Source organism: Shewanella sp. N2AIL (assembly GCF_022690845.1).
Classification (GTDB): domain Bacteria; phylum Pseudomonadota; class Gammaproteobacteria; order Enterobacterales; family Shewanellaceae; genus Shewanella; species Shewanella baltica.
On the sequence record NZ_JALBYT010000002.1, the window covers coordinates 77,125 to 100,187 of the forward strand.

General features: G+C 45.5%; 18 protein-coding genes. 16 read left to right on the plus strand and 2 right to left on the minus strand.

The genetic code is table 11. The features are described 5' to 3' along the window. The first annotated feature begins 22 nt into the window (after nucleotides 1-22). The 5 genes from nusA to rpsO all read left to right on the plus strand — a co-directional run bounded on the left by nusA (nucleotide 23) and on the right by rpsO (nucleotide 6,095). Nucleotides 23-1,522 (plus strand): transcription termination factor NusA, encoded by a 1,500-nt coding sequence (nusA, locus tag MO387_RS02075; protein ID WP_107948734.1) that lies wholly within the window; start codon nucleotides 23-25, stop codon nucleotides 1,520-1,522. Nucleotides 1,523-1,547: 25 nt separating this feature from the next. Beyond that, nucleotides 1,548-4,196 carry a translation initiation factor IF-2 gene (gene infB, locus MO387_RS02080; protein WP_107948731.1) on the plus strand — a complete coding sequence of 883 codons (2,649 nt, stop codon included), beginning with the start codon at nucleotides 1,548-1,550 and terminating at the stop codon, nucleotides 4,194-4,196. A gap of 57 nt (nucleotides 4,197-4,253) precedes the next feature. Continuing rightward, a complete protein-coding gene (rbfA, locus tag MO387_RS02085; RefSeq protein WP_071938402.1) occupies nucleotides 4,254-4,712 on the plus strand; it encodes a 30S ribosome-binding factor RbfA in 459 nt (152 codons plus the stop codon). After that, nucleotides 4,712-5,677, plus strand: a complete 966-nt coding sequence (gene truB / locus MO387_RS02090; protein ID WP_006086939.1) for a tRNA pseudouridine(55) synthase TruB — start codon at nucleotides 4,712-4,714, stop codon at nucleotides 5,675-5,677. The genes rbfA and truB overlap by 1 nt, the downstream gene beginning before the upstream one ends. A gap of 148 nt (nucleotides 5,678-5,825) precedes the next feature. Further along, nucleotides 5,826-6,095, plus strand: a complete 270-nt coding sequence (rpsO, locus tag MO387_RS02095; RefSeq protein ID WP_006082713.1) for a 30S ribosomal protein S15 — start codon at nucleotides 5,826-5,828, stop codon at nucleotides 6,093-6,095. A gap of 172 nt (nucleotides 6,096-6,267) precedes the next feature. Here the strand turns inward: rpsO and MO387_RS02100 are convergent, their stop codons facing one another. Continuing rightward, nucleotides 6,268-8,322, minus strand: coding sequence for an EAL domain-containing protein (locus tag MO387_RS02100; protein WP_242325960.1), 2,055 nt, complete (start codon nucleotides 8,320-8,322; stop codon nucleotides 6,268-6,270). Between the two features lie 195 nt (nucleotides 8,323-8,517). On the opposite strand from MO387_RS02100, the gene pnp reads away from it, so the two are divergent. The 11 genes from pnp (at nucleotide 8,518) to deoD (ending at nucleotide 21,889) form a co-directional block, all read left to right on the plus strand. Next, the gene (pnp, locus tag MO387_RS02105; protein WP_242325962.1) at nucleotides 8,518-10,620 is read left to right on the plus strand and encodes a polyribonucleotide nucleotidyltransferase; all 2,103 of its coding nucleotides are present in this window, start codon (nucleotides 8,518-8,520) and stop codon (nucleotides 10,618-10,620) included. Nucleotides 10,621-10,812: 192 nt separating this feature from the next. Then, on the plus strand, nucleotides 10,813-11,715 hold the full coding sequence (gene nlpI / locus MO387_RS02110) for a lipoprotein NlpI (RefSeq protein ID WP_107948724.1): 903 nt from the start codon (nucleotides 10,813-10,815) through the stop codon (nucleotides 11,713-11,715). A gap of 99 nt (nucleotides 11,716-11,814) precedes the next feature. After that, nucleotides 11,815-13,395: a peptide chain release factor 3 gene (gene prfC / locus MO387_RS02115; protein WP_107948722.1), complete on the plus strand. Its 1,581-nt coding sequence runs from the start codon at nucleotides 11,815-11,817 to the stop codon at nucleotides 13,393-13,395. Between the two features lie 90 nt (nucleotides 13,396-13,485). Continuing rightward, nucleotides 13,486-13,689: a hypothetical protein gene (locus MO387_RS02120; RefSeq protein WP_012089880.1), complete on the plus strand. Its 204-nt coding sequence runs from the start codon at nucleotides 13,486-13,488 to the stop codon at nucleotides 13,687-13,689. Nucleotides 13,690-13,699: 10 nt separating this feature from the next. Next, the gene (locus MO387_RS02125) at nucleotides 13,700-14,464 is read left to right on the plus strand and encodes a TatD family hydrolase (RefSeq protein WP_199908822.1); all 765 of its coding nucleotides are present in this window, start codon (nucleotides 13,700-13,702) and stop codon (nucleotides 14,462-14,464) included. A 176-nt stretch (nucleotides 14,465-14,640) separates the two neighbouring features. After that, complete coding sequence (locus tag MO387_RS02130) at nucleotides 14,641-15,900, plus strand: NupC/NupG family nucleoside CNT transporter (protein WP_006086933.1); 1,260 nt, start codon at nucleotides 14,641-14,643, stop codon at nucleotides 15,898-15,900. Between the two features lie 352 nt (nucleotides 15,901-16,252). Further along, nucleotides 16,253-17,158 (plus strand): outer membrane protein OmpK, encoded by a 906-nt coding sequence (locus MO387_RS02135; RefSeq protein ID WP_011847508.1) that lies wholly within the window; start codon nucleotides 16,253-16,255, stop codon nucleotides 17,156-17,158. A 418-nt stretch (nucleotides 17,159-17,576) separates the two neighbouring features. Beyond that, entirely contained in the window at nucleotides 17,577-18,347 is a 771-nt protein-coding gene (gene deoC, locus MO387_RS02140) for a deoxyribose-phosphate aldolase (protein WP_006086931.1), read from the plus strand. Nucleotides 18,348-18,531: 184 nt separating this feature from the next. After that, complete coding sequence (gene deoA, locus MO387_RS02145; RefSeq protein WP_107948717.1) at nucleotides 18,532-19,863, plus strand: thymidine phosphorylase; 1,332 nt, start codon at nucleotides 18,532-18,534, stop codon at nucleotides 19,861-19,863. 9 nt (nucleotides 19,864-19,872) lie between these two features. Next, a complete protein-coding gene (locus MO387_RS02150) occupies nucleotides 19,873-21,087 on the plus strand; it encodes a phosphopentomutase (RefSeq protein ID WP_006082702.1) in 1,215 nt (404 codons plus the stop codon). A gap of 91 nt (nucleotides 21,088-21,178) precedes the next feature. Further along, a complete protein-coding gene (gene deoD, locus MO387_RS02155; protein WP_006082701.1) occupies nucleotides 21,179-21,889 on the plus strand; it encodes a purine-nucleoside phosphorylase in 711 nt (236 codons plus the stop codon). A gap of 92 nt (nucleotides 21,890-21,981) precedes the next feature. Here deoD and MO387_RS02160 read toward each other — a convergent pair whose 3' ends face one another. Beyond that, complete coding sequence (locus MO387_RS02160) at nucleotides 21,982-23,052, minus strand: AhpA/YtjB family protein (protein WP_107948715.1); 1,071 nt, start codon at nucleotides 23,050-23,052, stop codon at nucleotides 21,982-21,984. Nucleotides 23,053-23,063 lie beyond the last annotated feature (11 nt).

Genomic DNA, 23,063 nt, shown 5'->3' on the forward strand with positions numbered 1-23,063 from the left:
AAGGTGAACGAGGCAAGACGAGATGAATAAAGAGATTCTGCTAGTCGCTGAGGCGGTTTCAAATGAAAAGGCCGTTCCACGCGAGAAAATTTTTGAAGCGCTAGAGATTGCTCTGGCCACAGCAACCAAGAAAAAATACGAAGGTGATATTGACGTTCGTGTTGCTATCGACCGTAAAACCGGTGGTTATGATACTTTCCGTCGTTGGATGGTGGTTGATGATCACGGTGAAGCGTTAGAAAATCCTTACCGCGAAATCACGTTAGAAGCGGCACGATACGAAAATCCAGACATCCAACCTGGCGAGTTTATCGAAGACGATATCGAGTCCGTGGTGTTTGACCGTATTACCACTCAAACCGCTAAGCAAGTGATCGTACAGAAAGTACGTGAAGCTGAACGTGCTCAAGTGGTTGAACAGTTCCAAGATCAAGAAGGTGAGTTAATCACTGGTATAGTCAAAAAAGCAACTCGCGAAAGCGTAGTGGTTGACTTAGGTAATAACGCTGACGGCGTGTTGTTCCGTGAAGATTTAATTTCACGTGAATCTTTCCGTCCAGGCGACCGCGTACGTGCATTATTGTACTCAGTACGTCCAGAAGCTCGCGGCGCACAGTTATTCTTAAGCCGTACTAAACCTGAAATGCTGATCGAGCTTTTCCGTGTTGAAGTACCTGAAATTGCTGACGAACTGATTGAAATCATGGGCGCTGCTCGTGATCCAGGCGCGCGCGCTAAAATCGCCGTTAAGTCGAATGACCGTCGTATCGATCCAATCGGTGCGTGTGTGGGTATGCGTGGTGCACGTGTACAAGCCGTGTCGAATGAACTGGGTGGCGAACGTGTTGATATCGTGTTGTGGGATGATAATCCAGCGCAATACGTGATCAATGCCATGGCGCCAGCCGATGTTGCCTCTATCATAGTTGACGAAGATAACCATTCTATGGATATCGCCGTTGAAGCCGATAGTTTGGCACAAGCCATTGGACGTAATGGCCAGAACGTACGTTTAGCGACACAACTGACAGGTTGGGTTCTGAACGTTATGACAGTGGAAGATATGAATAAGAAACACCAGGCAGAAAGTGCCAAGGTGGTTGAATTATTCGTTAACTCACTGGATGTCGATGAAGATTTTGCACGAGTACTGGCGGACGAGGGCTTTACGTCGCTCGAAGAAGTTGCCTATGTACCTGTGTCTGAACTATTGGCGATTGACGGTTTTGACGAAGATCTCGTTGAAGCCTTACGTGAACGTGCAAAAGCGGCGATCTCAACTCGAGCTCTCGCTACTGAAGAAGCACTGGATGGTGTGGAGCCAAGTGAAGAGTTACTAGCACTTGAAGGTGTTGACAGACACTTAGCCTATGTTTTCGCTAGCAAAGGTATTGTGACTCTAGAAGACTTGGCTGAACAAGGCATTGATGATTTGATCGAAATTGAAGAATTGACAGAAGAAAAAGCAGGTGAGCTCATCATGGCAGCCCGCAATATCTGTTGGTTTGGCGAAGAAGCATAAGTCGATCAACAGGGGGATTTAACTGATGGCAGATACTACCGTAGAGAAATTGGCCACGGAAGTGGGTAAAAGTGTTGAACGTCTGATTGAGCAATTCTCTCAGGCTGGAATTAAGAAAGGCCAAGCTGATAACGTGACTGAAGCTGAAAAGCAACAGTTACTGGATTATCTGAAAAAGCAGCACGGTGGCGAAAATGCGCCAACGAAAATGACGCTGCAGCGTAAAACCGTATCGACCCTGAGTGTGGCCGGTAATGGTGGTCAATCTAAAGATGTTAAAGTTGAAGTTCGTAAAACACGAACTTTCGTCAAGCGTGATGCTAATGAGGCTACTCTGAAGGCTGAAGAAGAAGCGAAAGTCGAAGCAGAAGCTTTGGCAAAAGCAAAGGCCGAAGCAGAAGCTGCAGCGGCAGCGGCAGTAAAAGCGAAAGCTGAAGCAGATGCGAAAGCAAAAGCGGATGCAGAAGCCAAGGCGAAAGCCAAAGCAGCAGCCGAAGTAAAAGTGGTTAAAGATATGTCACCTGAAGCAGAAGCGGCTCGTCTAGAAGCAGAACGTTTAAAAGCAGCACAAGAAGCGGCGACAAAACGTAAGCAAGACGAAGAAGCGGCTAAAGCGGCAGAAACTGCTCGCCTATTGGCTGAAGAACATTCTAAGCGTTGGGCCGAAGAAGAGCGCCAACGTCTAGAAGCCGAGAAAAACGGTGATCACCACATCACGACTTCTAAAGTGGCTCGTGCTGCTGAAGATACTTCTGATCTGGATGAAGAAAAACGCGGACGTCGTGCTCGTAACAAGAGCAACGCCAAAAAACGTGGCGGCAAAGATGCTCGTGACGGCCGTGAAAAACACATGCGTAACCGCAGTACAGCACCTGAGTCTATGGCGCACGGCTTCAACAAGCCAGTTGCAGCGGTAAGCCGTGATGTGCGTATCGGTGAAACAGTTACTGTTTCTGAACTTGCGCATTTAATGGCAGTTAAAGCGACTGAAATCATCAAACAGATGATGAAAATGGGTTCTATGGTCACGATCAACCAAGTGTTGGATCAAGAGACTGCCCAAATGGTTGCTGAAGAAATGGGCCACAAAGTTGTGCTTATCCGTGAAAACGAACTTGAGCACCAAGTGCTTAAAGATCGTGACGATGAAGATGGCATCAAGCAAGAGTCTCGTGCTCCTGTTGTGACTATCATGGGTCACGTTGACCACGGTAAAACGTCATTACTCGACTATATTCGCCGCGCTAAAGTGGCTGCTGGCGAAGCCGGTGGTATTACTCAGCATATCGGTGCATACCATGTTGAAACTGAAAACGGCATGATCACTTTCCTTGATACTCCTGGTCACGCCGCGTTTACCGCAATGCGTGCCCGTGGTGCCAAGGCAACGGATATCGTGGTGTTAGTTGTTGCTGCCGATGACGGTGTAATGCCGCAAACTATCGAAGCAATTCAACATGCTAAAGCCGGTAACGTGCCATTAATCGTGGCTGTGAACAAGATGGATAAGCCGGAAGCGGATATCGATCGCGTTAAGAGTGAATTGTCGCAACACGGTGTTATGTCTGAAGATTGGGGTGGAGACAACATGTTTGCCTTCGTTTCAGCTAAGACAGGTGAAGGCGTTGACGAACTGTTAGAAGGTATCTTACTGCAGGCTGAAGTTCTCGAACTGAAAGCGGTACGTGATGGTATGGCTGCCGGTGTGGTCATTGAATCACAATTGGACAAAGGTCGCGGCCCAGTTGCTACGATTTTGGTTCAAGAAGGTACGCTACGCCAAGGTGATATCGTCCTGTGTGGTCTTGAGTACGGTAAAATCCGTGCAATGAAAGACGAGAACGGTCGTTCAATCACTGAAGCGGGTCCATCTATTCCTGTTGAAATTCTGGGTCTGTCAGGCGTTCCGTCTGCAGGTGATGAAGCAACAGTAGTACGTGATGAGCGTAAAGCGCGTGAAGTAGCCCTGTATCGTCAAGGCAAATTCCGTGATGTGAAACTGGCACGTCAGCAAAAATCTAAGCTAGAAAACATGTTCGCGAACATGACTGAAGGCGAAGTGAAAGAACTGAACATTGTTCTTAAAGCAGACGTACAAGGTTCACTCGAAGCGATTACTGACTCGTTAACCGGTCTGTCTACCGACGAAGTGAAAGTGAACATCATCGCTCGCGGTGTGGGTGCTCTTACTGAAACGGATGCAACCTTAGCGGCAGCGTCTAACGCTATCCTGGTTGGCTTTAACGTGCGTGCCGATGCACAAGCGCGTAAGACAATCGACAGCGAAAGTGTTGATTTACGTTACTACAGCGTTATCTATAATTTGATTGATGAAGTTCGTGCAGCGATGACAGGTATGCTGTCTCCTGAATTCAAACAACAAATTATCGGTCTGGCTGAAGTTCGTGACGTGTTCAAATCACCTAAGCTGGGTGCAATTGCTGGCTGTATGGTTACCGAAGGTACCATCAAGCGTAGCGCACCAATTCGCGTACTACGTGATAACGTTGTTATCTACGAAGGTGAACTTGAATCGCTACGTCGCTTTAAAGACGACGTTGCTGAAGTTCGCAATGGTATGGAATGTGGTATTGGCGTTAAGAACTACAACGATGTTCGCGTAGGCGACCAAATCGAAGTATTCGAAACCGTCGAGATTGCTCGTACTCTGTAACGATAATAAGGGCGGCTTTAGCCGCCCTTATCAATTTAAGCTATGGTAAGAAATATTATGGCAAAAGAATTCAGTCGTACTCGTCGAATCGCTCAGCAGCTTCAGCAAGAACTGGCTCAAGTGCTACAGCGCGACATGAAAGATCCTCGTATTGGCTTTGTAACCGTGAATGACGTTGATGTCTCACGCGACCTTAGCTATGCCAAAGTCTTCGTGACTTTCTTCGAGGAAGACAAAGCCGTTGTTCAAGAAAAGCTAAACGCTTTGATCAGCGCAGCTCCTTATATCCGCACTTTAGTGGCGGGCCGTATGAAGCTGCGTGTGATGCCTGAACTGCGTTTTATCTATGATAGCTCGCTCGTTGAAGGTATGCGCATGTCTAACTTAGTTAGCCAAGTGATCAACCAAGACAAAGCGAAGCAGAAGCAATTTGGTAGCGAAGACGCATCAGTTGAAGATGAAGTCTTAGGTGATGATGTTGCCGATGATGCAGATGAAACGGAAGGTAAAGATTAATGGCTCGTCGTCCAAAAGGTCGTTTTATCGATGGGATAGTGCTGCTGGATAAATCCACTGGCATGAGTTCTAACTTTGCATTGCAAAGGGTAAAGCGCTTTTTTAATGCGAACAAAGCAGGGCATACGGGCGCACTCGATCCGTTAGCGACAGGTATGTTACCTGTGTGCTTAGGCGAAGGGACTAAGTTTTCCCAGCATCTGTTAGATGCCGATAAACGTTATTTGGTCACCGCAAAGCTGGGCGAGCGAACGGATACCAGTGATTCCGATGGCGAAGTGGTGCAAACCCGCGCCATTGATTTTACTGAGGCGCAGTTATTAACCGCGCTTGATTTCTTCCGTGGTGAGACTCAGCAAGTGCCTTCTATGTATTCCGCGCTTAAATATCAGGGCCAGCCCCTGTATAAATATGCCCGTGAAGGCATTGAAGTGCCGCGCGAATCTCGCCCTATTACGGTATTTGAGCTTAATTTCATCGGTCTTGAAGGCGATGAGCTGACCTTAGACATTCATTGTTCTAAGGGCACTTATATTCGCACTATCATAGACGACCTCGGTGAAATGCTCGGTTGTGGCGCCCATGTCATCATGTTGCGTCGCACTCAAGTTGCACAATATCCCTATGCAAGAATGGTTTCCTTAGAACAACTTGAAGCGCTTGTTGCTCAAGCACATGAACAACAGATAGATCCGAGTGTACTTCTTGATCCGCTGTTATTACCTATGGATACGGCTGTGGCCGATTTCCCTGAGGTGAATGTGCCAGATGCAATCGCCCCTTACTTAATGCAAGGTCAGGCTGTTCGAGTCCCTGTTAATGCAGACTTGAAAACCGATGAACTGGTGCGTATCACTTTAGGTGACATTCGCCGATTTGTGGGGATTGGCACTATGAACGAAGACGGCCTACTCGCGCCGAAACGACTCATAGTGATCCATGACGAGCCTGCAGAAACTGATTAGCCCGCTATCCATGAACAAATTAATAAATTAGTTCATGGATTAGTCTCCACCTTTTATTGCGCTAGGGTGGGTTTCTGGGTAGAATAGCGCGCCCTCTGGCTGAGTTAGTGATCGGCTAGAGATTCATATTATTTATTTGGAGATATACATGTCACTAAGTACTGAAGTAAAAGCAAAAATTTTGGCTGATTTTGGCCGTTGTGAAAACGACACTGGTTCAACTGAAGTTCAAGTTGCTTTGTTAACTGCGCAAATCAACCATTTGCAAGCTCACTTCAAAGAGCACATTCACGATCATCACTCACGTCGTGGTCTGTTACGTATGGTTAGCTCACGTCGTAAGTTAACTGCTTACCTGAAACGTACTGACGTAGCACGTTACACTGCACTGATCCAAAAGTTAGGTCTACGTCGTTAATTTCACGTCGACTAACGCAAAAAAGGAGGCTTAAGCCTCCTTTTTTATTGCCTAAAATTCAGTAGATGATTACGTTAAGCTTTGTAGGATTTAGGCCTGAGCATGTCGATAGTATTATGCCTATGACGCTGGCCTTAACACCGCCTAAACCTTAGCGCTGATTAAATTAACCTCAAGCTCCACGTAAGCCATCCAGAGTGCTTATCGTTGCTGTCTGTGTTGCTATATACAACGCTTCAAATTCCGCTTGGGGCAGGGGTTGGCTAAAATAGAAGCCTTGGCCGACTTGGCACTGATTCTCCTTCAACCAATCCAATTGCTGCTCGTTTTCAATCCCTTCGGCCACAATGGTCAAATTAAGCTGCTTACCTAACATCAAAATGGTCGATGCGATTGCGCTATCCCCTGGTAAATCGGACACGAAACAGCGGTCGATTTTCATGGTGGTAATGGGCAAATGGCGTAGGTAAGAAAGTGATGAATATCCGGTGCCGAAGTCATCGACGGCAATACCAAACCCTGCTGATTTAAGTTGTTCAAGCTTAGCGATGGCGAGCTCAATGTCGTTCATCAGCGAGGTTTCAGTGATTTCAATTTCCAGCAGTTCTGGTTGGATCTGATAACGTAATGCCATCTGTTTGATATCGGGTACTAAACTCGCGTCGGCGAATTGCTGTGAGGCGACATTAATCGCAATCGGGATGGCATAGTTATATTTCTTCTGCCACTCCCTTAAGACTTTGCAGCTTTGCTCTATCACCCAGCGGCCAATTGGAATGATGATCCCCGTTTCTTCGGCTACGGGAATAAAAGAAACCGGACTGATGAGTCGGCCATCTTTTTGCCAGCGGATCAGAGCTTCACAGGCAATCACTTTGCCCGTTTGCAGATCGAGTTTAGGTTGGAAATACAGCAAAAATTCGTTGTTTTTTAACGCATCATGCAAGGATGCTTCAGTGCGTAAACGCACAGCGGCGCGTTCTGTCATCTGTTGTTTAAAGAAGGCCCATTGATTCGAGCCTGCAGCTTTGGCGCTGTACATGGCAATATCGGCATGACGTATTAAATCTTCTGCGCTGTTACCGTCTTCGGGATAAATAGATATCCCAATTGAGGCCGCAGGATGAATCGCATGTTCATTTAATTGGATAGGGACATTAAGCTGGATAAGTAACTTATCAACAAAGTCAGCGGCTTGATCTGGGGTGTGTACTGTGTCGGCTAAAATCACAAACTCATCGCCACCTAAGCGAGAGACTGTGCCTTTATCGCCAACGAAGCGTTCAAGAATACGGGCGATACGGGCGAGAAATTGATCGCCCAATGCGTGGCCAAGGGAATCGTTAATATTCTTAAATCGATCTAAGTCGATAAACATTAAGGCAAAGCTGCGCTTGTGTACACGCGAACGTTGGATAGTGACTGCGATGGTTTCGAGCAATAGTGTGCGATTCGGTAAGCCCGTTAACGGATCTCGGGTCGCCATTTTGCGCAGTTTGGATTGGGTTTGGCTAAATTGGATAAGAATTTGGTTGAATTTCGAGGTCACTAGGCCGAGTTCATCATCCTTATGCGCATTGGACATAGGTAAGAGGTTTTCGTCCGGTGAGTCGGGTTCAATCTTATCTATGGCCTCACTAATACGCGCGATAGGTTGAGTTAAGAAGCGATGGAAAACCACTGAAAGCACTAAGGTGAGTAAGAGTGCGCGGGCAAGCGTGGCGAAAAAACTAAATCTTAACTGCGAGAAAAGGGTGTTTGTCAGCTCTTGGGTATCGTAGAAAACCGTTAATGTGCCAATGAGCTGCTGTTGTTGGGTGCCTTCGAAATAAAAAGGCCGGTACAGCGGGCGAGAGATTTCTTTAAGATCATCAAATAATTTGTTACTTAAGCTGATAAATGTCTGCGAGTTATTCTTTTTATTATTGCTGACTGACACAAACATGGAACCATCGTCTAGTTCGAACACTGCAGAGCCGACATGCTCAACCTTAATGGCACCTTCTAAGGTTTGACGGGCTAAATTATCATCCAATGCCCAGACAGCATTTGCTGCGGGTTGTTCAACTGAATCAAGGAGTTCTTGCTGTGTAGTCGTCAGTTGTTGTTTGGTTGATACGACGACTAAAGCGATTTCAACAATAAAAATAGCAATGGCAAAAAATAGGGCAGTAAATACGACTAGGTTAGTTTGTTTCCACGTCAGTGACTTAAAACGGCCTGTCATCGGGCGCATCCTTTATGATAATTATTCACCATCTGCGAGAATTTCCGTATCAATGTAAACCGCAACTCTTTGTTGATTTAACCACTTTAGTGAAAAGTTACGTATTTGTCATCATTATCTGCTCTTTATCTATTGATCCGATTTGCAGTATACTTACGCGCGTAATTCAAGGTCATTAATTAAGGAATGGGTCACGTGAATCCTATTGTAAAGAGTTTTGAGTATGGTCAACATACAGTCACCCTGGAAACAGGTGTTATAGCGCGTCAAGCAGATGCAGCCGTTTTAGCGAGTATGGGTGACACGACTGTGTTGGTCACTGTTGTCGGTAAAAAAGAAGCAGATGCAGGTCGTGACTTTTTCCCTCTGACTGTTAACTATCAAGAAAAAACCTACGCAGCAGGTAAAATTCCTGGTGGTTTCTTTAAGCGTGAAGGCCGTCCTTCAGAAGATGAGACATTAATCGCTCGTCTGATCGACCGTCCAATTCGCCCTCTTTTCCCTAATGGTTTCAAAAACGAAGTTCAAGTTATCATTACTGTAGTATCTGTCGATCCACAAATCGAGCCAGATATCATCTCTATGATCGGTACTTCTGCGGCACTGGCTATTTCTGGTATTCCATTCAGCGGTCCTTTAGGTGCTGCGCGTGTGGGTTACATTGATGGCGAATACGTGTTGAACCCAAGTGTTGCGCAACTTGCAACCAGCCAACTGAACTTAGTGGTTGCTGGTACTGCTGGTGCAGTATTAATGGTGGAATCAGAAGCCCAAGCATTACCAGAAGAAGTGATGTTAGGTTCTGTTGTTTACGGTCACGATCAACAACAAGTGGTTATCAAAGCGATTGCTGAATTTAAAGCAGAAGCCGGTAAACCAACTTGGGATTGGACTGCACCAACGCAAGATGCCGATTTAGTTGCCCAAATCAAAGAGCTTGCTGAAGCTGGTTTAGGCGATGCGTATAAAATCCAAGTTAAACAAGATCGTTATGCTCAAGTTTCTGTTGTTAAAGCAGCAGCAAAAGAAGCCTTGTTAGCCAGCAATCCAAGCATTGATTTACGTGAAGTAGACAACTTGCTGGGTAGCTTAGAGAAGAAAGTGGTTCGTGGCCGCATCATCCGTGGCGAGCCACGTATCGATGGTCGTGAACCAGACATGATCCGTGCATTAAGCGTGTTAGCGGGCGTATTGCCACGTACTCACGGTAGCGCATTGTTCACTCGTGGCGAAACTCAAGCGTTAGTCACTTGTACTCTAGGTACTGAACGTGATGCACAGAAGATTGACAGCATCATGGGCGAGCGCACTAACCGTTTCATGTTGCACTATAACTTCCCTCCATACTCTGTTGGTGAAACAGGCATGGTGGGTTCACCTAAGCGCCGCGAAATCGGTCATGGTAAGTTAGCATGGCGCGGTATCAATGCTGTTATGCCTTCTGCTGCTGAATTCCCATACAGCGTGCGCGTTGTATCTGAAATCACTGAATCTAACGGTTCAAGCTCTATGGCGTCAGTATGTGGTACTTCATTAGCTCTGATGGATGCTGGTGTGCCTATCAAGACTTCTGTAGCGGGTATCGCTATGGGTCTAGTGAAAGAAGGCGATGATTTCGTTGTTCTTTCTGACATCTTAGGTGATGAAGATCATTTAGGTGACATGGACTTTAAAGTTGCGGGTACGCGAGATGGTATTACTGCACTGCAGATGGATATCAAGATCGAAGGTATCACTAAAGAAATCATGGATATCGCACTGCAACAAGCCTATGGCGCACGTGTACATATCCTGAACGTGATGGATCAAGCGATTGGTTCACACCGTGATGATATTTCTGATCACGCTCCACGTATCACTGTTATCAAGATCAACCCAGAAAAAATCCGTGACGTTATCGGTAAAGGCGGCGCAGTTATCCGTGCTCTTACTGAAGAAACCGGCACTACGATTGAACTGGAAGATGATGGTACTGTGAAGATCGCTTCTTCAAACGGCGAAGCAACCAAAGAAGCTATCCGCCGTATCGAAGAAATCACTTCAGAAGTTGAAGTGGGTCGTATCTACAACGGTAAAGTTATCCGTATCGTTGATTTCGGTGCGTTCGTGAACATTCTGCCGGGCAAAGACGGTTTAGTACACATTTCACAAATCAGTGATGAGCGTGTTGCTAACGTGTCTGATCACCTTGAACTGAACCAAGAAGTTGCTGTTAAAGTAATGGAAGTGGATCGTCAAGGCCGCGTACGTCTGTCAATTAAAGAAGCACAAACTAAAGAAACTGCCGCTGCTGAATAATGAGTCTTTGACTTATTATTGGCACACACTTTCTAAGTGATTGCATCAAAAGGAGATCAAATGATCTCCTTTTTTGTTTTTGGCATTAAGAAAGTCAGTATTAATCTTAATTCCCCAATAGCAGTCCTGTGGTGGGATTGCTATCATGAAGATTCTTCTGCGTATGTTGGGAATCTAAAAAGGTAGAAATGGATGAGTCTTAAAATTAGAACCGCTGTCGTTGCTGTGCTGGCGGGCGCCAGTCTGTTGTTAGCCGGATGCGCTACCACCCAGTCTCCTTTAGATAACCATAATGATGTTGAAGGTAAGTTGGTTATCGCACCTGTCATGCCCGATTATAAAGTGGAAGTGACGTTAGCGAAGCTCAACGAGATTTTGGCTACGGTCGAATTAACCAATGAGCAGAGAGCCAGATTTCATTACGATCGCGGTGTTATATACGACAGTGTGGGCTTAAGATTGCTCGCGCGCATCGATTTTATGCAAGCGCTGAAGCTGCAACCCGATCTCGCCGATGCTTATAATTTTCTTGGGATTTATTACACCCAAGAAGGCGAATACGCTAGTGCCTATGAAGCGTTCGATGGCGTGTTAGAACTCGCTCCTAACTATGATTACGCCTATTTGAATCGCGGTATTGCCTTGTACTATGGCGACCGTAACGATTTAGCCACTAAAGATATGCAGGCATTTTATGCTGGTGATAATAAAGATGGTTATCGCGCATTGTGGCTGTATTTGATTGATTTTAAAGACGATGCAGTTGAAGCTAAAAAACAGTTAGCTGGAAACCGTAAGAATTTAGACAATGATGCTTGGGCGACCGTTATCGTTGATTATTATTTAGGTACAAAAAGCCATGATGAGGTGTTTGCTGCTGCGAAAGTTGGCTTAACTCATCCAAAAGAATATGCCGAACGTTTATGTGAAGCTTATTTTTACCTGGCGAAAATGGCAATAGAAAACAAGCAATATCAAGATGCTGCTAACTATTTCCGCTTAGCATTGGCAACCAATATTTATGATTTTGTCGAACATAGATATGCGCGGATTGAGCTCGCTAAAGTCAAAGGTTTGCTCGAAGCCACAAAATAACCCTCATCTGCCAGAGCTCATCTCGGGCTTTGCCTAGCCAAGCTCGAACTGAGGCGCTATAATTTGCGCCTTTTTAGCGATACTAGTGCATAGGTTAACATGTCAGGCAATAAAGTAGAGGTCGATAAACGTCGCACCTTCGCGATCATATCGCACCCCGACGCGGGTAAAACAACCATTACCGAAAAAGTGCTGTTATTCGGAAACGCTTTGCAAAAAGCGGGAACGGTTAAAGGCAAAAAATCGGGTCAGCATGCTAAGTCTGACTGGATGGAAATGGAGAAGGACCGTGGTATTTCTATTACTACGTCTGTTATGCAATTCCCCTATGGTGGCGCCCTCGTTAACCTACTCGACACGCCTGGTCACGAAGACTTCTCTGAAGATACCTATCGTACACTGACCGCTGTTGACTCTTGTCTGATGGTCATCGACTCTGCTAAAGGTGTTGAAGAGCGTACTATTAAGTTGATGGAAGTGACACGTCTGCGCGATACGCCGATCGTGACTTTCATGAACAAACTCGACCGTGATATCCGTGATCCTATCGATCTGATGGATGAAGTCGAAAGCGTGCTGAATATTGCCTGTGCACCTATTACTTGGCCTATTGGCAGCGGTAAAGAATTCAAAGGAATTTACCATATACTGCGTGATGAAGTGGTCTTGTATCAAGGCGGTATGGGACACACGATCCAAGAGCGTCGTGTAATTAAAGGCATTAATAATCCGGATCTTGAGAAAGCGATAGGCAGTTACGCTGATGATTTGCGCGATGAGATGGAATTAGTGCGCGGCGCGTCGCATGAATTTGACCATGCAGCTTTCTTAAAAGGTGAGTTGACGCCAGTGTTCTTCGGTACTGCGTTAGGTAACTTTGGTGTGGACCATATTCTTGACGGCATCGTCGAGTGGGCGCCTAAGCCATTACCGCGCGAAAGCGATACACGCGTTATCATGCCTGATGAAGAAAAATTCACCGGTTTCGTGTTCAAGATCCAAGCAAACATGGATCCAAAACACCGTGACCGTGTCGCCTTTATGCGTGTGTGTTCTGGCCGTTACGAGCAAGGCATGAAAATGCACCATGTGCGTATTGGTAAAGATGTTAACGTTAGCGATGCATTAACCTTTATGGCGGGCGATCGTGAGCGCGCTGAAGAAGCTTACCCAGGCGATATCATCGGTTTACATAACCATGGCACTATCCGTATTGGCGATACTTTTACCCAAGGTGAAAAATTCCGTTTCACTGGCGTGCCTAACTTCGCCCCTGAAATGTTCCGCCGTATTCGTCTGCGCGATCCGCTTAAGCAAAAACAGCTCTTAAAAGGCTTAGTACAGTTGTCAGAAGAAGGCGCTGTGCAAGTATTCCGCCCAATCGATACTAACGATTTAATTGTTGGCGCCGTGGGTGTGCTGCAGTTTGAAGTGGTTGTTGGTCGTCTTAAGAGCGAATATAACGTTGAAGCCATTTACGAAGGTATTAGTGTTTCGACCGCTCGCTGGGTTTATTGTAAGGATGAGCGTAAGCTTGAAGAGTTCCGCCGCAAGTGTAGCCAAAACTTAGCACTCGATGGTGGTGACAACTTAACCTATATTGCGCCAACTATGGTCAACCTGAATCTTTCGATGGAAAGGTATCCTGATATTGAGTTTGCAAAAACCCGCGAGCACTAATTAGGTTCGGTTTAGAATAGTTGTTGAAATGGCGGTGAATTCACCGCCATTTTTGTATCTAATGAAATCTAAAAACGGTTCTGGATGTGAATGATGGCGAATTGGATCACAAAGACATGGCAGGTTTATATTCAGTGGTGCGACCGCATGGGGCTGACACCTGAAAATCGTCGTTGTTGTATGCCACGCCTTGAAGATCCGCCATTAGCGGTAAAATGTGCCAAACCGACTACGGCTGACGAAACTGCATTGCCGCCCGAAGCGCATGCAAACGGCCAATCGACCGCAGAGTGAGGTATTTGCAGTGATTGATACCCATGCACATCTAGATTTTGCCGAGTTTGATCTTGACCGCGATGCTGTGGTGCAGCGAATGCGCAGTGTTGGGGTTAATAATCTGATTATTCCTGGCGTGTCCCCCCAACACTGGCACAAACAGCTCGCTGTTGCCGAACAATATCAAACCTATTTTGCCCTTGGCATCCATCCTTGGTTTTGCCCAGAGGATGTTGATGCAGCGATCTTAGCATTAACATCTAAAGTTGCCGCGTTGCTCGAATGTCCTCGTTTTGTTGCTATTGGTGAATGTGGCTTAGATAAGCTTTATTCCTCAGCGTGGCCACAGCAGTTAGCGTTTTTTGAGGCGCAACTGACGCTAGCTAAATCCGTTAATCTGCCAGTGATTATTCATAGTGTGAAGGCACATCCCGAGGTTTTGGCCTGTTTAAAAAAGTATCAATTGCCTAGAGGCGGTGTGATACATGCTTTTTCTGGCAGTGTTGAGATTGCACAGGAATATATCAAGTTAGGTTTTAAGCTGGGAATTGGTGGTTTGATTATGAATCCCAATGCCAAAAAATTACTCAAAACAGTCACTGAACTCCCGCTCGAACACCTCATGCTTGAGACTGATTCTCCGGCTATGACGCCGATAAATGTTGCAGAAAAACGTAACCAACCCGCTAACCTTGTTCTTTTTATAGACAAAATCGCCGCTTTGCAAAAAAAATCAAGTGTTCTAATATCAGAACACTTGATGTTGAATGCAGTGCAACTGTTTGACCTTTAGCTGTTTTTAAATAAACAGGTGTAGGTCGCACTAGCATTCTGCACTAAGCGATTGAAATTAAACTCCAAAAATATGATCAAAACGACGATTTTCGACTTGGGCTCGGGTATAATCTGACTCGGAAATAGGTTGATTAACAACATAATTAAAAAGTGTTAACAATAGGGTGATGGTTAATGAATATATTGATGAGTTTAGTAGGGGTGGTCACCCTACTTGCGATAGGTTTCCTCCTATCGAATAACAAAAAAGCAATTAATTTACGTACAGTGGGTGGCGCTTTAGCTATTCAGGCCGCTTTCGGTGGTTTTGTACTGTACGTTCCTGTTGGTAAAGACATTCTGAAAGGTATGTCTGATGCAGTTTCTAGCGTTATTGGTTACGCACAAAACGGTATCGGTTTCCTGTTCGGTGATTTAGCTAACTTTAAACTTGGCTTCATCTTCGCAGTTAACGTGTTACCCGTTATTGTGTTCTTCTCTTCATTGATTGCTGTGCTTTATTACTTAGGCATCATGCAGTGGGTTATCCGTATTATCGGTGGCGCGCTACAAAAAGCATTAGGTACAAGCCGTACAGAATCAATGTCAGCAACAGCTAACATCTTCGTGGGTCAAACTGAAGCCCCATTAGTGGTTCGTCCATTCATTCCAACTATGACGCAGTCTGAACTGTTTGCGATCATGGTGGGTGGTTTGGCGTCAATTGCGGGTTCAGTTTTGGCTGGTTACGCGCAGATGGGTGTACCTATCGAGTACTTAGTTGCCGCATCATTCATGGCAGCACCAGGTGGTCTATTAATGGCTAAACTGATGCACCCTGAAACTGAAGTTGCTAAGAATGACATGAGCGATTTGCCAGAAGATCCTGACAAACCAGCTAACGTGTTAGATGCAGCTGCAGCAGGTGCTTCATCTGGTATGCACTTAGCACTAAACGTAGGTGCTATGCTGTTAGCCTTCGTTGGTTTGATCGCTATGATCAACGGTATCATTGGTGGCATCGGTGGTTGGGTAGGCATGCCTCAGTTAACACTTGAGCTGATCCTTGGCTATGTGTTCATGCCGTTAGCATTCCTTATCGGTGTGCCTTGGAATGAAGCATTAGTAGCTGGTTCTTTCATCGGTCAAAAGATCGTAGTTAACGAGTTTGTTGCTTACTTAAACTTTGCTCCATACCTGAAAGACATCGCTGATGGCGGTATGGTAGTAGCTGAAACGGGTCTAGCAATGACTGACAGAACCAAAGCGATTATCTCCTTTGCTCTGTGTGGTTTCGCTAACTTGTCTTCAATCGCGATTCTGCTTGGTGGTTTAGGTGCTATGGCTCCTACTCGTCGCCATGACTTAGCTACAATGGGTATTCGTGCGGTTATCGCCGGCTCTTTAGCTAACTTAATGAGTGCGACACTTGCTGGTCTGTTCTTAGCTATGTAAGTTATTGAGCGGCAGTCGGGGGAAACCCCACTAACTGGGTCCTGACCATGCAGGGCGGGACCCAAGTTAATTCAACCATTTTCCAGTAGTGATTCCTGTAGTGAATAGTTTCTCCAATTGAAAAACACAGAATGCAACTGATATGTAGCTGTCATTCTGTCTTTAATGTCGTAGTTCTACGGTTAAGTTAATTAATTGTAATGCAGAAGTCGCGACTTTGTTCACAATTAAGAATTTTGTGTTTGTGATTTTACGCTAGATTATTGAGATTTTTTTTAATCTAGGTAGAATGCGAGCGCCACAAAAAGAACGCTACCCTCGATGGTAGTAAACAAGATAAATGGGGTTGATGATGAAAAACGTTAAAACTTTAGCTTTAGCCGCTACTGCTGTAGCTGCAATCTCTGGCAACGCATTTGCCGCTGACCGTTCTGATATCTACGCAACAGATTACAAGTGGATGCAGTTCAACGCTATGTACTCTGTTGATGAGCACCCAATTGCTGATGGTGCCGATGCTCACCATAACTACTTAGAAATGGAATTTGGCGGCCGTAAAGGTGTTGTTGATCTATATGGTTATGTTGATGTATTCAACTTAGGAAACGAAAGCTCTGGCGACAAGACAGATAACGCTAGCAAGATATTTATGAAGTTTGCACCACGTTTCTCTTTAGATGCCATTACTGGTAAAGATTTATCTTTCGGCCCAGTGCAAGAAGTTTACTTCTCTACACTGTATAACTGGGGTGGCGGTGGTATCACTGGTGTTCGTCAGAATGATGATCCTACTAAAGATCCTGTAGCTATTGCTGGTGATGTTAACATGTCTTTCTGGGGTGTCGGTGCTGATGTTATGGTGCCATGGCTAGGTAAGACTGGCATGAACTTATATGCAACTTACGACCTTAACACTAAAGACTGGAATGGCTACCAGTTCTCTGCTAACTGGTTCAAACCTTTCTACTTCTTTGATAACAAGAGCTTTCTGTCATTTCAAGGCTATGTTGATTGGCAGTTTGCAATGGATGAAGATGTAAGTGGCTTGAATGATTTTGGCCGTACAAACAAGTCTTCAGAAGGTGGTAATGCATTCTTTGGTTTATATTGGCATTCAGACAACTATGCAGTTGGTTATGGCGCTAAGTATTACAACAAAGTATATGGTCTAAATAACCAAGCATTCGCGACTGAAAACTGGGGTGGTTTGGATAGCACTGGTTGGGGTCATTACTTCACAGCTACTTACAAGTTCTAATCACTTGTCATAGTTGCTTGTTGGAGCCGCATTATGCGGCTCCATCTTTGTTTTACCATGAGTCTTTATCTAAGCCTATTAGGCTAACAAGTGGGTTTATATAAAGGTTTGTGTTTTTCTCGCGCTAAAATGGATTTTTCGCGGAAAAGTAGGAGCAAGATTTTATTCGTATCCTCTCTTCCGGTCTTCAAGGATTCAAGTCGTGGTCACTTATAAGTTATTTTAAGTGTCAGGATGCCTATTGTTCTTTATGACTTAGGCAAGATTGAATACCTACAACAAGGTAGTTTGTATAAGCAAATTACTCGGCACCGCCTGAAGGCCCGGCCATAAAAATAATCAAAATAATGCCACCTCTTAAGCGTTGCTTTTATGCGACTGATTTCTATTCATTTAATTTTTATTTTGGAGAGCTATTATGACTGATTTAAAAAAAGCAGCACAACGCGCCATCGAGTTAATGGACTTAACGACTTTGAATGATGACGACACAGATCAAAAAGTGATCGACCTGTGCCACAAAGCGAAAACGGCTGCGGGCAATACTGCCGCTATCTGCATTTACCCACGTTTCATCCCAATTGCACGTAAGACACTCGATGAAATCGGTGCTGAAGATATCCAAATCGCCACTGTAACTAACTTCCCCCATGGCAACGATGACATCGCCATTGCTGTACTAGAAACTCGCGCTGCCGTTGCCTATGGTGCCGACGAAGTTGACGTGGTATTCCCATACCGCGCGCTGATGGAAGGCAATGAAACGATTGGTTTTGAATTAGTTAAAGCCTGTAAAGAAGCCTGTGGTGAAGTCTTGTTAAAAGTCATCATCGAATCTGGCGTGTTAGCTGATCCTGCGCTTATCCGCCGTGCATCTGAGCTTTCAATCGATGCGGGTGCCGACTTTATTAAAACCTCTACGGGTAAAGTGCCTGTAAACGCCACACTCGAAGCGGCTGAAATCATGCTGACAGTGATCAGCGAAAAGAATACCCAAGTAGGCTTCAAGCCTGCCGGTGGTGTGCGTGATGCTGCCCAAGCGGCTGAGTTCCTCGGTGTTGCAGAGCGTATTTTAGGGGCTGACTGGGTTTCACCACGTACCTTTAGATTTGGTGCTTCAAGCCTATTAAACAGCTTGCTGCACACACTAGAACTGGCTGATGCGCCTAAGCCAACTCAAGGCTATTAATCGCAAACTGTCGCTGATTAATACTATCAGCGTATAGCGAGCCTAATTAAGTGTGACCTAAATCTATTTGGCAAACTCAAAACTTCGATAGTATGAACTTGTAATATTGCTACAGTTTTGATGTTTCATTGCAAAGATAAGCACTAGCGACAGGGTTGTTAGTGTCTATCTTGGAGGCAGTATCATGTTTCTAGCTCAAGAGATTATTCGTAAAAAACGTAATGGTTTAGCGCTAAGTTCCGAAGAGATACAGTTCTTTGTTCAAGGTATAACTACCAACTCCGTATCTGAAGGTCAGATCGCCGCATTAGGCATGGCGGTGTATTTTAATGACATGAATATGGATGAAAGAATCGCTTTAACGACAGCAATGCGTGATTCTGGCACTGTGCTTAATTGGCAATCATTGGGACTCAACGGTCCTGTCATCGACAAACACAGCACTGGTGGTGTCGGCGATGTGATTAGTCTCATGCTTGGCCCTATGGCTGCGGCGTGTGGCGGTTATGTGCCTATGATTTCTGGGCGCGGCCTAGGTCATACTGGCGGTACACTCGATAAGTTTGATGCCATTCCGGGTTACCAAACTGAGCCTTCAAGTGAATTGTTCCGCAAAGTGGTTAAAGACGTCGGGGTGGCGATTATTGGCCAAACGGGCGATCTCGTTCCTGCCGATAAACGCTTCTATTCTATTCGCGATAATACCGCCACCGTTGAATCCATTTCTCTCATCACAGCATCGATCCTGTCTAAGAAATTAGCCTGTAATTTAGATGCGTTGGCGATGGACGTGAAAGTCGGTAGCGGCGCTTTTATGCCAACCTATGAGGCATCGGAAGAATTAGCTCGCAGTATTGCCGCTGTTGCAAATGGCGCGGGTACTAAAACGACGGCTTTGCTTACCGATATGAATCAAGTGCTTGCATCTTGTGCAGGTAACGCGGTTGAAGTGAAAGAAGCCATAGACTTTTTAACGGGTGCTTACCGTAACCCGCGTTTATATGAAGTCACTATGGGTCTTTGTGCTGAGATGCTGCTCCTTGGCGGTCTTGCAAGCAATGAAGCCGATGCTCGCGCTAAACTGAATCGTGTACTCGACAATGGTCGCGCCGCAGAACTCTTTGGCAAGATGGTGTCGGGTCTTGGTGGTCCGGTTGATTTTGTTGAAAACTACAGTAAATACCTGCCGCAGTCACAAATTATTCGTCCGGTTTTTGCCGATATGCAAGGTTATGCCTATAGCATGGATACCCGTGAATTAGGTTTAGCGGTTGTGACCTTAGGTGGCGGCCGCCGTAAGCCCGGCGATGCACTAGACTATAGTGTTGGCTTAACCCAAGTGTGTGCCCTAGGCGATAAAGTGGATTCATCGACGCCGATTGCCGTTATCCATGCACAGTCTGAAGCCGCTTTCGCTGAAGCGGAAATTGCGGTGAAAAAAGCGATTCACATTGGTGAAACCGCTCCAGAAAAAACACCTGAGATCTATGCCTATATTCGTGCAGCGGATCTTTAAGGAAGAATTATGAAACGTACCATTATTATGATGTTGGACTCCTTTGGAGTCGGTGCTTCTGCTGATGCAGCAAGCTTTGGTGATGTCGGTTCCGATACTTTTGGTCATATTGCTAAAGCATGTGCTGAAGGCAAAGCCGATATCGGCCGTGAAGGTCCACTTAAATTACCTAACTTAGCGCGCTTAGGTTTAGGCCATGCAGCGATGGAAAGTACTGGCGCCTTTGCCCCAGGTTTTGGCGATAATGTTGAGCTGATTGGTGCTTATGGCCACGCTCAAGAGTTAAGTTCGGGTAAAGATACCCCGAGCGGTCACTGGGAGATGGCGGGCGTGCCCGTACTATTCGAATGGGGCTACTTTAGCGAGCACCAAAATTCTTTCCCTAAAGAACTGACGGATAAGATTTTAGCCCGTGCGGGTCTGGATGGATTTTTAGGTAATTGTCATGCTTCTGGCACAACTATTTTAGAAGAGTTAGGCGAAGAGCATATGCGCTCTGGCATGCCTATTTTCTATACCTCAGCCGATTCTGTGTTCCAAATCGCTTGCCACGAAGAAACCTTCGGTTTAGACAATCTCTATCGTCTTTGCGAAATAACCCGAGAAGAGTTAGAACCTTACAATATAGGTCGCGTTATTGCCCGTCCATTTGATGGTACTGGCCCAAGTGACTTTGCCCGTACTGGCAATCGTAAGGATTATTCGCTCGCGCCACCTGCAAAAACCGTATTAGATAAGCTGAATGAAGCGGGCGGTGAAGTGGTGAGTGTAGGCAAGATTGCCGACATTTATGCTTACTGCGGTATCACTAAAAAAGTGAAGGCGAACGGCTTAGAAGCGCTTTTCGATGCGACCTTAGCCGAAGTGAAATCAGCGGGCGATAACACTATAGTGTTTACTAACTTCGTGGATTTTGACTCTCACTATGGTCATCGCCGTGATGTGGCAGGCTACGCTAAAGGGTTGGAATATTTCGATGCCCGTTTGCCTGAAATGCTCGCATTATTGGGTGAAGACGATCTGCTGATTTTAACGGCGGATCACGGATGCGATCCAACATGGCAAGGTACGGATCATACCCGTGAATATGTGCCAGTATTAGCCTTTGGCGCTGGATTGAAAGCAGGTTCTCTAGGGCGTCGTAAGAGCTTTGCCGATATCGGCCAATCTATTGCGAGCCACTTTAAGCTTGAACCTATGGCCTATGGCGAATCTTTCCTTTAGGCAAATTAGCATTTATTTCGATTTGGCGGCTGACATTTGCCGCCAGTAAACAAAGACTTAAGTCTTAATAAAATAAACAGGGGTTATTTCGATGGCAACACCACACATTAATGCTGTAGAGGGCGCATTCGCTGAGACAATGCTGTTTCCAGGCGATCCATTACGTGCAAAATATATTGCTGAAACATTCTTAGAAAATGTTGAGCAAGTGACTGATGTTCGAAACATGCTAGGTTTTACTGGTACTTACAAAGGTAAGCGTATTTCAGTTATGGGTTCTGGCATGGGTATTCCTTCATGCTCTATCTATGCAACTGAATTAATTCGTGATTACGGCGTTAAAAACCTGATCCGTGTGGGTACTTGTGGTGCGATCAGCACTGACGTTAAAGTACGTGACGTGATCATTGGTATGGGTGCATGTACTGACTCAGCGGTTAACCGTTTACGTTTCAAAGGCCAAGATTTTGCTGCTATCGCTAACTATGAGCTGATGAATGCGGTTATCGAATCAGCGAAAGTTCGAGGCACTAAAATCCGCGTAGGTAACATTTTCTCTGCGGACCTGTTCTACACTCCTGATCCACAAATGTTCGACGTGATGGAGAAGATGGGCGTGTTAGGCGTTGAAATGGAAGCGGCTGGTCTGTACGGTGTTGCCCATGAGTTTGGTGCACGTGCCCTGTGTGTTGTGACTGTATCTGACCACATCCGCACCGGTGAAAAGACTTCTGCAGAAGAACGTCAAACCACATTCAATGACATGATCATCATGACATTAGAAGCGGCGATTACACTGTAACTGTTATTCTGTAAGAGTGTGCTGAAAAAAGGGTTCGCAATGCGAACCTTTTTTTATGTCAATTTTTAGCGGCTTTTCTATAGAAATTACGATTAACCTGTGGAATCTGTGTCGAGGTCGCTTGGTTCACTAGGGTTTTTTGGTGTTGAGGGTTCGGCTACCACGGCTGTTGCTTTCGTCGCCTGTTTTACGCGGCGGACACTTTTCACTTTAGGTTTAACCTTTACAGGTGTTGCTTGTTCCGCATCGTTTGTCGCGTTTTTAACTGCTGAATTATCCTGTAACTCTAATGATTTTTCTGACGTTTTTTCGGCCTTAGTTTGCACGCTGGTCTGAGTGAGTTTATCAGTTTTGGTCTCTGTTTCGGCTTTTGGCGCCTTAGTGGGTTTAGCCGCTTTTTCTTGTGGATGATCAGTGGTCGACACCGGATGATCTTCGGTTTGCACTTGCGCTGATCCATCACTCGCACTTTCAGATGGCCCTTCAGCTGAGGATTCTTTCTTAGATTTTTTCGGCGATTGACGCAATTTAACCCGAAAGCGGCGGCGGTCAAAATCGGCGCGTTTGAAAGACAAAGAGCGTGAAAGCAACATACCAATCAAGCCTGCAACCAGCAGCATGATTTGTTGTTGCTCCATGTTTAAATTATGGGCTTCTTTGATTTCGTTGAAAAATAACTTGGTATCAAGCCTGACTTCGACATAACCTAGATTTTTCCCTTCTTGGATCACGGGCTCTACATAGGGAGGATATTTGCTTAGTAGCAAATTCATTTCTTCCGAGTCAGGATCAACTACATCCTTAGTGATGCTTTGAGCGAAGGATATCCGCATGCCTTGGTCACTGAAGATGGCGGCGGACATTACCTTAGGATCTTCTACTAAAGCGCTGGCGAGCCATTGCAACTGTTCGTCATTTTGCAGTTGTAGCGCGGGCGCGGCACCATAAGCGGTTTGCTGTACCAGTAATCTGGCCATCTTTTGAGTTTGGGACTTTAGAAGCAACTGACCTTGTAGTAGGCTTGTCTGCCACAATTGTACTAAGCCGAATATCAAGGCGAAGGCGGCGGCAATTTGGATCAGTCTACTGATTTTATGGCTTTTCTTAAGCCCTTTAAGATATAACACTTTGACCCTTAAAATGTAGAGCGCTTGCCTAATCATAATTGATTCTG